Source organism: Bradyrhizobium sp. AUGA SZCCT0283 (assembly GCF_018130385.1).
GTDB lineage: Bacteria > Pseudomonadota > Alphaproteobacteria > Rhizobiales > Xanthobacteraceae > Bradyrhizobium.
Genome location: NZ_JAFCLU010000049.1, coordinates 1 through 12,996 on the forward strand (window position 1 = coordinate 1; position 12,996 = coordinate 12,996).

Genomic DNA, 12,996 nt, shown 5'->3' on the forward strand with positions numbered 1-12,996 from the left:
CCAGACGGAGCCGGTCAAGCGGACTTGGCGTGTTGCTGATGGTCTTGGTGGCGACCTGGGTGTAGCGCGCCGTGCTGGCCAGGCTGGCGTGGCCGAGCAGCACCTGGATGATGCGCACGTCGGCCCCGTTCTCCAGCAGATGCGTCGCGAAGCTGTGTCGCAGCGTGTGGACCGTCACCTGTTTGCTCAGGCCGGCCGCTGAGCGGGCCGAACGGCAAGCGGCGTGCAATACGGTGGGAGCGAGCGGCCGGTCGTCGTCACGGCCGGGAAACAGCCAGCGCTGCGGCCGGACCAACCGCCAGTAGCTGCGCAGAACCCTCAACAGCTGCGGAGAGAGCATGACGTAACGGTCCTTGCCGCCCTTGCCTTGCTCGACCCGGATCACCATCCGCTGGCTGTCGATGTCCGGGATCTTCAGCAGAACCACCTCCGACACGCGCAGTCCGGCGGCATAGACCGTCGTCAGCGCGGTGCGGCTTTTGAGGCTTGGAATTGCCTCCAGGAAGCGCACGACCTCGTCGGCGCTGAGCACGACCGGAAGCTTGCGCGGCTCGCGCGCATAGGCGATGCGCTCCGGAATGGCGTCATGGCCGAGCGTCACACCGTAGAAAAAGCGCAGCGCACAGACGATCTGGTTCAGCGCCGGCCAGGATATCCCGATCGCCACCAGATGAACCTGGAAGGTGCGGACATCCTCCAGGCCGAGACGATCGGGAGACCGGCCAAAATACCGGCTCAACTTCGATACCGCGGCAAGGTAGGATCGTTGCGTCGCCGGCGACAGATTGCGGACCGTCATGTCCTCGATCATGCGGCGGCGAAGAGGGTTCATCTCAGCCATCGGAAAACCTCAGACCCATCCCGCTCTAGACGGGGTCCACGCTTGCTTCCAATGGGCACGATTGTGCCCAAGCAACCGGCACCATGAAAGCGAAGGTTTCTGGCGTAAAGGACGGTAAGGATGACGCCATTCCAATCCGGGGTCGAATTACAATTTGCCGTCCGCATTCGCTTTGGTGATGATCAAGCTACATGCAAACCTACAATTTAGTTCGACGCGTGCGTCGCTGACTCTCTTTACGGCAACGTCATGCCGCTCCGAATTATCAGACATGAAGCCTTGCCACAGACGGTAGCTTCGAGGTTCGATTTCCTGACGGCTGTTGTTTTTCTTTTACTGGAACGACCTGGCGGACCGCCGGCTGAATCCCAAACACATGAGCAGCAAGAATGCGTTGGGAAGCCGCCAAGGCGCTTGCGCGGAGCGAGCAGGACAAGAGCAGTAGACCCGCAACGGACACGCCAAAGCCTAGGCCGCTAAAAACGTTTCAGCCTCGGTTGAAACCGATCGACACTCGGAAGCTCAAGCCGATGCAGACACCGACACGGAAGAAGCTACCGGACGGCAGTTACGACGTCTCAACGCCAGCACGGCGTCAAAAAGTTTTCGTCCAAAAACTGCCTCGGGAGCGGACTATTCGCTAATGCCCCGGCTGTAGGGCTGATCATGGCACCCGGCGGCGCGGACCTGACCCGCGCACGCCACGAGCGTCAAAAAACGAGGCTAGCCTTCCTCGAAGTCGGGAACATCCCACAACAAGAACGCCATAATGATGAGCCCTGGTGTCCAAGCTAGCATGGCCCCAAATGCAATGGCCTGCACTGTTGTCATGATCACTCCGGGGTTGTCCCTACCCTGAGTCACATAACCTAACGCGCTGGCGCTGGATAGCGGCCTCGTAAAACTGTTCACAAAAATGATACTTTCCGACATAGGTTCCAACGTCAGAAATTAGGACACCCTCGAAAGCCAACGCCGCCGAGCGGAATATGGTCGTTTGGCGGCGTTGGTATCCCCTTGGCCGGGTGCTGAAATCCCAGCAGCACAAGCGTAGCAAGTGTTGTGCCACAGTCGAAGATAGATAACCCTGTAAGGGCGACCATTCTGGCGGCTCTGGTAATTGCCTTTGCCGTCTGGGCGTCGATCGGGTCACCCCGCATCGGCTCTCAGTGCCAATCAAATTGGCTGTGGGCCGGTATGGCGGCCCGACGCGGGCGTAAGCCTTTAGCGAAGGCGGTTCGAGACGCTAAGCGTCATCCTTCCTGGCCATTTCACTTCGTTGTTGCCTGGCGACCACGGCGCGATCTGTTAAACTGGTAGAGCGTGACTTCCGATCGGGCCGGGGTTACTTCCGAAAGGTCGCAGATCCCGGCGTTACCGACTTTGATGAGGCGCAAGCTGACGACGATCGGAGCCACTTGCCGTCCGCGGCTTTTGCACCCGGGCGGTGCTTCAGCGTTCGACGAACCGGTCTTTCGCGGAAAGAATCGTGGTTCCGCTTTCGTCGCGCGCCGTGAACACCAATTCGGCCTCGCGAGGGCTCATTGCGGTGAGCGTGACCCGAACGGCTTCCGAGCCCTCGGCAGGCACCTCGATCGGCGCCAGGCTCTCGTTGCCGATGATGGCCATTTTGGCATCGACGCCGCTGACCGAAAGTGTGTAGGCGTGGGTGGCCGACGACTTGTTCAAGAGTTTGAGGCGTTGCGCACCGATCCGTCCGAGAGCCGGACCGCCAGGGGATCTCGATCATGCTGGACCGAAAGCGTGGCGCTGGTCTTGGTCATGAAGGACAGGACGATCGCAGCCGTCAACACCAGGCAGGCCGCCGTCAGCCCGACGGTCTTCGGGCGCACCAGCCGGAAGACTGGCGGCTCGGCGCGACGGCCGCGCTCGATATTGTTCCAGCCTTCATAGTCGATCAGGCCGCGCGGCCGGCCGAGCTTCGACATCACGCTATCGCAGGCGTCGACGCACAGTCCGCAATTGATGCAGGCGAAGTTCGGTCCTTCGCGGATGTCGATGCCGATCGGACACACCGTGACGCACTGATTGCAGTCGACGCAGTCTCCCGCCGGCTTGCCCTGCAGGCGGAGTTCGGCGGCCTTCTTGGCCGACGTCCGTTGCTCGCCGCGGTAGTCCCGGTAATTGACCGTGAAGGCTTCTGGATCCCAGATCGCGCCCTGAAGGCGCGGCCACGGGCACATGAAGGTGCAGACCTGTTCGCGCGCGAAGCCGGCCAGGCCGTAGGTGGTGCCGGCGAAGGCGACGATCCAGCCGAGCATATTGGCGGAAACGTCGCCGCGCGCAAAACTGCGCAGCAGCTCCGGCGCGTCGGTGAAGTAGAAGATCAGCGTACCGCCGGTAGCGAGCGAGATCAGGAGCCAGGCGGAATGCTTCGCGACGATCTGCATCGCCCGTTTGGCGTCAAGCGGAGCGTCCAGGTTCTTCAAGCGCTGGCGCCTGTCGCCCTCGATCAGCCTTTCGACGAGCAGGAACAGGTCGGACCAGACCGTCTGCGGGCAGGCGAAGCCGCACCACAACCGTCCCGCCAGCGCGTTGGTGAGGATCAGGATGGTTGAGGCCAGAACGAGAAGCCCCGTGACCAGATAGAGGTCCTGCGGCCAGATCTCGGCGAAAAAGAAGTAGAGCCGTCCGTGGACGAAATCGAGCAGGAGCGCCTGATCCGGCGCGTTGGGGCCACGGTCCCAGCGAAGGAACGGCGTGACGTAGTAGATCGAGAGCGTCAGCAGCAGGATGATCCACTTGAGCCGCCGGATCCGTCCCTTGACGGCCTGAGGCACGACCGGTTGAGCTGATCCCGCGGCGGCGGCCTTGGCGCGCGTCTTCGCATGGTTGATCTCGATGGTAAGCGCCACGTCGCCCCGGACTTTAGTTGACTGCGGCAAAGCCGAGCGAGGCTCGGACGGCCGGCGCGATGCGCGAAGGTGTCCAGGGCGGATCGAACGTCATTACGACGTCGACGGGGCCTGCACCCGGCACCCGTGCGGCAGCGTTCGCGACGCCTTCCTTCAGGAAATGGATGGCGGGGCATCCCGGGGTAGTCGCGGTCATTGTGATGCGCACGGCGCCGCCATCGACGACCGAGATGTCGTAGACGAAGCCGAGATCGACGATGTTGTGGCCAAGCTCGGGATCAATCACGACGCGCAGCGCGTCATTGATCCGGTCGACGAGTTGGTTCGTCATGACGGAGCCCTGACGGTGAGTTCGTAAGTGGCCCCGTCCGGCGAGAAACCGCCAAGCCAGCGAAATCCACGCTTCTCGAGTTGCGGAAACAGAAAGACAGGTTCGCGTCGGAGCAGCGCCGAAAGCGTTTCACCCGGCCGCAGTTTCTCGGCGGCTGCGAGGATCCGGACCATCGGCTCCGGCGGATCGAGGTCGCGATTGTCGAGCGTGACGGCCGGCTCGGGCCAATCGTCAAAGACCGCGGTGCCGGAGGGCGACGCGGTCTGTTTCGTTGTCGCGGGCGTGAACAGCACTTCCCACTCGCCGGCGTCGAGCGCCTGCGCGGAATGCACGAAGCCTCTGTCTGCCATGACGGCGAACAATGGAATCGGTTTGAACGTGGCGTAGAGGCGGACCCCCTGCCCCGGTTCGAGGCGGTCGAGCGCGGCCATGATGACCGAGAACGGCTCGCCACCCGCTCGCAGGATCGGACGGACGTCGACATCGATGTAGTCGGTCATGCTAGTTCCTTTCGTTTCATCTTCAGTTCTCATCTTCAGTTCCTGGCAAACAGCAGATGCGGCGCGCACGCGCCGTCCGGCAGGCGTACCGGGCTCGCGACGTCCGCAAGCCGCCGCGTCCGGATCACTTCCCGGACGATGCCGATGAGGCCGACGGTCATCATCGCCACGGCCGCCCGGAACGCCGACGGTTGGCTGGCCATCAGCATCAGCGTGCCGAACCAGACGGCCGCGTAGTAGATCACGAACCACTTCGATGCCCTTGCCTCGGAAACGAGGTCCTGAACGCGAGGGGTCGGGGCCCGCCCCATCACGGGACCGTAGGTTTCGAGCCAGGTCAGGAACGCCACGATCTTGTAGAGCTTGGCGAGAACCAGGCCCGACAGCCAGCCGAAGATGGCGAGAAAGGCGAACGCGCCGAGATACGCGGCAAAAGCGCCGGTCAGGACCAGCACCACACCTACGAGCGCCGTCCCCGCGAGGCTGGCGAAGGACAGCGCCGCCATCCGCGTGTTGAGTTCGAGCTGCCGCCGCTTGCGGCCGCTGAAGATCCCGATCACGTCGCGTCCATACAGCGCGGTCGTCGCCAGGCCGAGGACGGCTGTGATCGACAACACGACGTTCAATCCGGAAACGAACCAGATCGCGACAACTCCGCCGACCACCGCGACGCCGATGGCGAGCGCGCCTGCCGCCAATGTCATATTGCTTTTCCGCTCGTCGACATCGGGCGAGAGCATGAACATGGATAGCAGCCGGTAGCTCACGCCCATGGCCGTTAACGTGAGCCAGCCGCCAAGGCCGGCGATCGCGTGCAGCGGAACGCCGGTTGTCAAAACCGATTGCCCGATCGATCCCGCCCACCCCGCATCCGCAAACGCAAAGATGGCGCCGAAGGCTGCGGTGGCACAGAGCGAGGCGAGCCCTGCCAAGACGAAACGCGCGGGACCCACCGGCCGCAGCCATGCCGTCAGCCCGAGATCGACAACGACCAGGCCGAACCCTGCGATGAGCAGGACTGCGCCAATCGGAAGAAGCCAGAGCCAGGCGGGAAGCCGGCCTCCTAATCCGAGGAAGCCCACGAGCAGCGCGGCGAGACCGGCAGTCAACAGACTGAGCGCCGGCAAAGCCCACTTCTCCGAAAACAGCGGCTTTGCCACGAGGACAGGCACGAACTGGAACAGCGCGCCGCACATCGCCACGCTGAGCCAGCCGATGCAGACCACATGCACCAAAACGAGGGTATCGGGCGATGCAAGATGCGTCGCCGGATAGCCGAAGCCCGCGACCATCAGCGCCAGCGCGACGAACAACCACGCGAGCGCCGTCGCGAAGTAGCTCATCGTCCATCGTGATATGCTGGCACCGATCATCTTACCCCTTTAGAACTTGCGTCCGCCGCATAGCAGCGGCGCGTAGGCGAGCGCGAATCCCAGAAACGCCCCCGCCCATGCGACGCCCGCGATCATCAAAAGCGGGATCGAATGGCTGGGCTCGAGCGCCGCGCATACCCGCGCCAGCGCCGCGACGACGATCGAAGCGTAGACGAACTGGGTGGCGATGGATGCCGAAAGCGCCTGTCCGGTGTGGCCAAGCGAGGCACGAGTCATCACGGCGATCGTCATCGAACCGATCGCGCCGCCGGTCCAGGCGTGGATCCCGGCGCTGGGGGCGACGAGGTCCACCGCAGATAGCGCCGCCAGAAGGAAACCGGCCGGTATGAACGCGTAGGCCACGTGGAGGATCAGCACGAGCCGGTCCGACACGGTCCGATAGCCGGCCCAGCGCGCTAGGCGGACGACGTGGAGCAAACCGGCAGCGACGAGCGCGGCTGCGACGAAACGGCCCGAAGGTGTGACCACCCACGCGATCATGGCACAGACGCCCACGACCATGGTGACCGCATCGAAACGGTTGAAGGGGACGGGCAGCCGTCCCGGTTCGCGGCGCGCCAGCCAGTTGCGCGTGAAGCTTGGAACGATCCGCCCTCCGATCACGCAGACCAGCGTGACCACGAGGGCGACGCCAAATCGCGTGGAATAGTCCGCCACGCCGTCAAGATGCGCCTCGACATGGAACGCGATGTTGGCGACAGCCAGCAGCGAGACGATGCCGACCACCTTCAGATTATTCCACTTGCGCCCGGCGACGATCTCGCGGGCGGCCGCGGCAGCGAGCAACAGCAGAAAGGCGGCGTCGACCGCCAGCGCGATTTCCCAGCCGATGAAGCCAGAGAATGTCACAGCCAGCCTCCCGGCAAGCCAGGTGGCGAACAGGATCGCGAGCGGCCTCCCCTGGATCGGAAGGCGGCCGGTCCAGTTCGGCACCGCCGTCAGAAGAAAACCAGCGATCACGGCGCACACATAGCCGAACAGCATCTCATGGACATGCCAGTCCCGCGGCGCGAAGGCGGTCGGCAGCGAGACATCGCCGGCAAATACCACGAGCCACAACGGAACCATGGCCCCGGCATAGATGGCGCCGAACAGAAAGAATGGCCGGAAGCCGTGGGAGAACAGCGCCGGCCCCTGGTAGGCCCTCAATTTCTGCATCGTCGCCATGGGTGATCCTCGTTCATTCGGTGTGATCATAGGCCGTTCCGATCGAGGCTCTTTGTTGGGGCACAAACTGCAGCATCGCGCCCGGGTGTTTGATCCCGGACAAAGATCGTCCTGCCTCCGACCTGCATTGTCGGTTCCGCCATCAACGGAGGACACGATGCGGATTTTCGAGAGATTGCGAGGACGAAGCCGAAGCGATAGCGCCATCGAACGCAAACTTTTCGAGGCCGTCACCGACGATCTCTTGCGGAAACTCGAGGACGAAACCTCGATCCCGGTCTTCACCGGGAACAACGCCAATTGCTGTTCCTGCTGCTCGGCCGAAGAAAAGGCACCTCAGTAGGCTGGCTTTGCGCCAGATCAATGTGCGCCCGTCATCTTCGGCGACAACGACCCTCCAATGTGCAGCGCTGCCCCGCGCGACTGGCTTCCGATCGCGCTTGCCCCTGATGATTGCGACCTCGAACTCGGCCATGTCGGCGCGGCCGGGGTCGAGCCATTGCGTTTCCCGTGCCGGCGCAAGTCCGGCGTCTGGTACAATGTCTGGAGGGACGAGGCGCTGCTCATCCATCCGACCCACTGGAGAAGCTGGCGCTAGGACCGCTATCTGGATGCGGTCTTGTTCGCCTCAAGCTTCGACCGCCGCCGCCTGGGCGCCCCCCGGTCAGGACCAGAACCGCCGCAGCGGCAGCCAGGATCGCAATCTTTTCATGTTTCCCGCTTCTTTCCCGTTCCCTGGGCCTTTTCGCCCGGGGTCTGCCGGGCATCAGATATCGTCTCCTGCTCCTGCCAATGTTGCGCCAGCGCAATTTTCGCACCGAATCCTGGGCTAAGGGGTTGGCAAGCCATTGAGGCTTGCTTCGCGCGCGGATACGCTCCGCAGCCTATTGGAACGAGGATATCGATGGCCTCAGTCGACCGCTCGCTGGTCGCGAACCTGCCGATGTTCGCTGGCCTTGCGCCCGCCGAACAGGACGAACTGTTGCAGGAAGCGCGTTCGATTCGATATCCGAAGGGAAGCGCAGTCTTCGATCAGGGTACGGAAGCGGATCGCTTCTACCTCCTGCTTCACGGCCATCTTCGCGTCGAAAAGATCACGCCGCAAGGTCAACAGTCCGTCGTGCGCTATGTCTCGGCCGGCGAGCTGTTCGGCGTCGCGCAGGCCATGAATCTGACGCACTATCCGGCGACCGCCGTCGCCGCCGTGGACAGCATCGCGCTCGCCTGGCCCTCGTCTTCCTGGAATCGCCTGATCGTCAAATTTCCGAGCCTCGCCTCGAGTGCGTTGCAGACGGTCGGCAGTCGCCTGCAGGACACCCAAGCCCGCGTCATGGAGATCTCGAACGAGCAGGTCGAGCAGCGCGTGGCGCATGCGCTGCTCCGCCTGGCGAAGCAGGCCGGAAGGAAGGTCGATGCCGGCGTCGAAATCGACTTTCCCATTAGCCGGCAGGACGTCGCCGAGATGACAGGAACGACGTTGCACACCGTCAGCCGGATACTCAGCGCGTGGGAGCAGCAGGGACTGGTCGAGGGAGGCAGGCAGCGGATCGTCCTGCGCGATGCGCACCGGCTGCTTGGCCTCGCCGAAGGCGAAGAAGCCGCTCAGACGCGCAAGCCCGCGCCCTAGGCCGCCGCTTTCGCAATATCCCGGAGCTTCGACAGGAACGCTCGTGCATCGACGCTGTGTTCGTCGCACGCCTCATCGACCGAGTGGAAGGTGGCGATCGGACAGCCGACACACCGCATCCTGAAGTCGAGGAAGACGCGTATCGTGGACGGCCATCGACGCATTACGTCGTCAACCATCAGATCCGCGGTCAGCGCTGCATCCTTTTTCATGCAACAACCTTAACCTGGCGGCTACCATCCTTGTTTGCTCACGCGCAAATTCGCTGATAGTCCCTTCGTCGATCGATAAAATGTCTTTGCTTGTTCCAACACAAAGAGTCTCGCAGCGACATCGCGCATCTTGCACTCATCGAATTAGAACACACGAAGCGATGGAGAGCATCATGCTGACGAGAAGGACTGCTTTAACGGGTGCCGCTGTCGCGGCGCTGATGATGGCCGCACCGGCCGTGGCGGGAGCCGCGGACGATCTGAAGCTGCCGCGCCAGCAAGTCGAACTGGTCGCCCCGCCCTTCGTCCACGCCCACGAACAGGCAACCAAGGCGGGACCGAAGATCGTCGAGTTCAAGCTGACGATACGGGAGAAGGAAGTCGTCATCGACGATGCCGGCACGAAATTCCATGCGATGACGTTCGACGGATCGATGCCGGGGTCCGATGATGGTGGTCCATGAGGGCGACTACATGGAGCTCACGCTGGTCAACCCCGCGACCAATGCGATGCCGCACAACATCGATCTGCATTCGGCGACGGGAGCACTCGGCGGAGGCGCGCTGACCAAGGTCAATCCCGGCGAGCAGGCGACCCTGCGCTGGAAGGCGACGCGTCCCGGCGTCTTCGTTTATCACTGCGCGCCGGAAGGCATGATCCCCTGGCACGTCGTCTCCGGCATGCACGGCACGGTGATGGTATTGCCGCGGGATGGCCTGAAGGACGCCGAAGGCAAGGCGCTGCGCTACGACAAGATCTTCTACATCGGCGAGAACGACCTTTACGTGCCGAAGGACGAGAACGGCAAGTACAAGACCTACGAGACGATCGGCGAGTCGTATGCCGACACGACCGAGGTCATGCGCAAGCTGATCCCGACGCATGTGGTGTTCAACGGCCGAGTCGGGTCGCTCACCGGCAAAAACGCTATGACCTCGAAGGTCGGCGAGACCGTCATGCTCGTGCATTCGCAGGCCAACCGCGACACCCGGCCCCATCTGATTGGCGGGCATGGCGACTACGTCTGGGAGGCCGGCAAGTTCAACAACCCGCCGCAGAAGGACCTCGAGTCCTGGTTTATTCGCGGCGGTTCGGCCGGCGCCGCGCTGTACACCTTCCGCGAACCCGGCATCTACGCCTACGTCAACCACAACCTGATCGAGGCGGTCGAACTCGGCGCCAGCGCCCATATCAAGGTGGAAGGCAAGTGGAACGAAGACCTCATGAAGCAGGTCTCCCCTCCCGGCCCGATCCCGCCTGAATCGGCGCCGCCGACCCGGTGGCCGTCACCCGCTAGGCGGAGCCGAAACGACGGCCCGCGGTTTCGACCGCGGGCCGTCGCACGAAGAGGAGGCGACCTCATGCTCATCATCCTGATCAAAATGAAAACGGCGATGCTCGCAGGCGCGCTGGCCGCGCCGATCCTGGCAACCGTATTCGCGCCCACTCCTCCGCATGACCAGGACGGAGCCCTGCGGCTGGCGTCCACCTCCTTCAGCTACCGGGCCGCGGGCGATTTCTCGCGGAACGGCCGGCCGGTCGAAGGGCCGCTGCGCGAACTCCGGCTTCCCGCTGATCTCATCATCATGAAGCGGCAGATCACGGTCGCCGAATACACCCGCTGTGTCGACGAAGCCGCCTGCCCGCGCATCGCCGTTCCGGCGGCCGCACAGGACGTGCCCATCGTCGGCGTCAGTTGGCACGATGCCTCGGCCTACGCCGCCTGGGTGTCGCGCAAGACCGGGGTCACCCATCGTCTGCCGACCGACGAGGAGTGGACACTCGCAGCCGCCGAGAAGGCGCGCGACGAAGCGATGCCGCTCGTCGATCCCTCCGATCCGGCGCAGGCCTGGATCGCCCGCTACGAAGCCGAATCTGCCCGTTCCAGGCCGGTCGCGACGACCGCTCAGCCTGGAGGCACGTTCGGCACCAACAGCAACGGGCTGGACGACCTGGCCGGCAATGTCTGGGAGTGGACAGATAGCTGCTTTGTGCGCGTTTCGCTCGACGGCGGGCGCGAGCGGGTCACCAACACGAATTGCGGCGTCCGCGTCGTGGAGGGAGCCCATCGCTCCTATATGACCGACTTCATACGCGATCCCAAGTCCGGCGGCTGCGCCGCAGGCGTCCCGCCGGCCAATCTCGGCTTCAGGCTCGTCGTCGAACCATCCCAGTCGGTCGCCACATCCGTCGTCCGGAACGTCGCGAAGCTGCTGCGGCGAGCATAGAAGTCCGGCGAATGGCGGTGGGTTGAGCCAGCGCAAAGTTTATCCGCCACGCGTCCGGTATTTGATCCGGAGGCGGAAGGAGAAAAGCAGATGCGATCGGACTTGGCGCAATCTTACGGGCAGGACAGGCTGCCGCGCTACACCAGCTATCCCACGGCCCCGCATTTCTCGCCGGCGATTGGCGAGGAGGATTATCGGAGCTGGCTGAAGTCGATGCCCGTCCAACAGCCGGCCTCGGTCTACCTGCACGTGCCGTTCTGCCGATCCATGTGCTGGTACTGTGGATGCCACACCTCGGTCACGAAGCGCGACGATCCGGTCGCGATCTATGTCGCGGGCCTGCGTACCGAAGCGCAGCTTGTCGCCGAGACAATCGGCCAGAGAATGCCGGCCTCGCATGTCCATTTCGGCGGCGGTACGCCGACCATCATGTCGCCCGAGGCGTTCGTGGACCTCGTCGGCGCGCTACGCTACTCGTTTTTCGTGCTTCCCGATGCCGAAATCGCCGTCGAGATCGACCCGCGCACGCTGACGGAGCCGATGACGGAAGCGCTGGGCTATTGCGGCGTCAACCGCGCAAGCTTGGGCGTCCAGAGCTTCGACCCCGCCGTGCAGCGCGCCATCAACCGGCTGCAGAGCTTCGAACAAACCGCGGCTTCCGTGGAGCGTCTGCGCCGTGCGGGTGTCGGCCGGATCAATTTCGACCTGCTGTATGGGCTGCCGCTGCAAACGGTGGACTCCTGTCTCGACACCGTCGCCAAATGCGTCGAGCTCCGGCCGGACCGCTTTTCGGTGTTCGGTTACGCCCACGTTCCCTCGTTCAAGAAGCACCAGCGCAGGATCGCTGAAGACTCCTTGCCTGACAGCATCGAGCGGCACCTGCAGTCCGAAACCATCGCGGAAGCCTTGCGGGACGCCGGCTACGTCCGCATCGGTCTCGATCATTTCGCCCTTCCGGACGACAGCCTGGCCCTCGCGAGACTGGACGGCAGGCTGAGGCGCAACTTCCAGGGCTACACCGACGATTCCGCCGACACGCTGATCGGTCTCGGCGCCAGCGCCATCGGCCGCATGCCTCAGGGGTTCGTGCAGAACGCCGTTCCGACACGCGACTATCTCGCGCGCATCGCCGAGAACCGGCTCGCCACCGCCAAGGGATACATGTTCACCGAGGAAGATCGCTTCCGCGCCGACATCATCGAACGGATCATGTGCGATCTTGCCGTCGATTTGCCTCGGGTATCCCGGTTGCACGGCCGCGACCTGCGATCCGCGATCGTCGATCGGCCACGGATCGAGAGCCTCATTGCCGACGGCGCCGTCACGATGACCGACGATCGGCTTTCGATCAGCGACGGCGCGGAATTTTTGGTGAGGAGCGTGGCATCAGCGTTCGATGCCCATCTTGCGGCTTCCGCGGCAACGCATAGCCGCGCGGTCTGAAGCAAACGCCCCCAGCGAGGATGCCTAAGCGCCGATGCTGGCCGCAAGGGCGACTTGCCCAAATGGCGGAGCTCAACAAGCTCAAGCAGCAAGTTCGTGTTGCTGAAGCTACTCTGCGACCCAAGACGGGGCGATCGGTAAGGTTGACTGGTTAGGTTAAGCCGCGAGTTCGGTTGCAGCGTCCTCAAGCTGGGCTATGGATTGAGTACCGGACAATTTCCCCAAGCGTCCGGGCCCACACCAGCGAAGCCGTCAGCGAATATACTCCGCTTGGCGGCTTTGTTCTTGGGATCACCAGTGCGCAACACCTGGATGAAAGCAAGCTACTTGATCGCGGTCGCGATCGCTACGGCCGGATGGCTATTCCTCATCGTCT

Annotated in this window: 12 protein-coding genes and 1 pseudogene; 5 read left to right on the forward strand and 8 right to left on the reverse strand. The window is 63.4% G+C overall.

Annotated elements, in window-relative coordinates; genetic code table 11:
* The 7 genes from JQ624_RS35355 to JQ624_RS35380 form a co-directional block, all read right to left on the reverse strand.
* The coding region (locus JQ624_RS35355; RefSeq protein ID WP_212423506.1) for a site-specific integrase at nucleotides 1–841 on the reverse strand (841 nt) is incomplete at its 3' end.
* Between the two features lie 1,452 nt (nucleotides 842–2,293).
* The gene (locus tag JQ624_RS39020) at nucleotides 2,294–2,530 is read right to left on the reverse strand and encodes a FixG Ig-like domain-containing protein (RefSeq protein ID WP_249130318.1); all 237 of its coding nucleotides are present in this window, start codon (nucleotides 2,528–2,530) and stop codon (nucleotides 2,294–2,296) included.
* A complete protein-coding gene (gene ccoG, locus JQ624_RS35360) occupies nucleotides 2,527–3,717 on the reverse strand; it encodes a cytochrome c oxidase accessory protein CcoG (RefSeq protein WP_312014550.1) in 1,191 nt (396 codons plus the stop codon). The genes JQ624_RS39020 and ccoG overlap by 4 nt, the downstream gene beginning before the upstream one ends.
* A gap of 13 nt (nucleotides 3,718–3,730) precedes the next feature.
* A complete protein-coding gene (locus JQ624_RS35365; RefSeq protein WP_212423507.1) occupies nucleotides 3,731–4,048 on the reverse strand; it encodes a metal-sulfur cluster assembly factor in 318 nt (105 codons plus the stop codon).
* Entirely contained in the window at nucleotides 4,045–4,548 is a 504-nt protein-coding gene (locus JQ624_RS35370) for a DUF2249 domain-containing protein (RefSeq protein WP_212423508.1), read from the reverse strand. Before JQ624_RS35370 ends, JQ624_RS35365 begins: the two co-directional genes overlap by 4 nt.
* A gap of 35 nt (nucleotides 4,549–4,583) precedes the next feature.
* Nucleotides 4,584–5,891: a hypothetical protein gene (locus JQ624_RS35375; RefSeq protein WP_249130320.1), complete on the reverse strand. Its 1,308-nt coding sequence runs from the start codon at nucleotides 5,889–5,891 to the stop codon at nucleotides 4,584–4,586.
* Between the two features lie 39 nt (nucleotides 5,892–5,930).
* Nucleotides 5,931–7,109 carry an NnrS family protein gene (locus JQ624_RS35380; protein WP_212423510.1) on the reverse strand — a complete coding sequence of 393 codons (1,179 nt, stop codon included), beginning with the start codon at nucleotides 7,107–7,109 and terminating at the stop codon, nucleotides 5,931–5,933.
* Between the two features lie 400 nt (nucleotides 7,110–7,509).
* On the opposite strand from JQ624_RS35380, the gene JQ624_RS35385 reads away from it, so the two are divergent.
* The gene (locus JQ624_RS35385; RefSeq protein WP_212423511.1) at nucleotides 7,510–7,707 is read left to right on the forward strand and encodes a hypothetical protein; all 198 of its coding nucleotides are present in this window, start codon (nucleotides 7,510–7,512) and stop codon (nucleotides 7,705–7,707) included.
* 306 nt (nucleotides 7,708–8,013) lie between these two features.
* On the forward strand, nucleotides 8,014–8,736 hold the full coding sequence (locus JQ624_RS35390) for a Crp/Fnr family transcriptional regulator (protein ID WP_212423512.1): 723 nt from the start codon (nucleotides 8,014–8,016) through the stop codon (nucleotides 8,734–8,736).
* Here JQ624_RS35390 and JQ624_RS35395 read toward each other — a convergent pair.
* Nucleotides 8,733–8,948, reverse strand: coding sequence for a DUF1858 domain-containing protein (locus tag JQ624_RS35395; protein WP_212423513.1), 216 nt, complete (start codon nucleotides 8,946–8,948; stop codon nucleotides 8,733–8,735). The two genes, JQ624_RS35390 and JQ624_RS35395, sit on opposite strands and share 4 nt — an antisense overlap.
* 173 nt (nucleotides 8,949–9,121) lie before the next feature.
* Here JQ624_RS35395 and nirK point away from each other — a divergent pair.
* The 3 genes and pseudogenes from nirK to hemN form a co-directional block, all read left to right on the forward strand.
* Nucleotides 9,122–10,205 (forward strand): annotated as a pseudogene (nirK, locus tag JQ624_RS35400) (copper-containing nitrite reductase); the annotation flags it as partial.
* A gap of 138 nt (nucleotides 10,206–10,343) precedes the next feature.
* Nucleotides 10,344–11,177, forward strand: a complete 834-nt coding sequence (locus tag JQ624_RS35405; protein WP_249130323.1) for an SUMF1/EgtB/PvdO family nonheme iron enzyme — start codon at nucleotides 10,344–10,346, stop codon at nucleotides 11,175–11,177.
* A gap of 90 nt (nucleotides 11,178–11,267) precedes the next feature.
* Nucleotides 11,268–12,620, forward strand: a complete 1,353-nt coding sequence (gene hemN, locus JQ624_RS35410) for an oxygen-independent coproporphyrinogen III oxidase (RefSeq protein WP_212423514.1) — start codon at nucleotides 11,268–11,270, stop codon at nucleotides 12,618–12,620.
* Nucleotides 12,621–12,996: the final 376 nt, after the last annotated feature.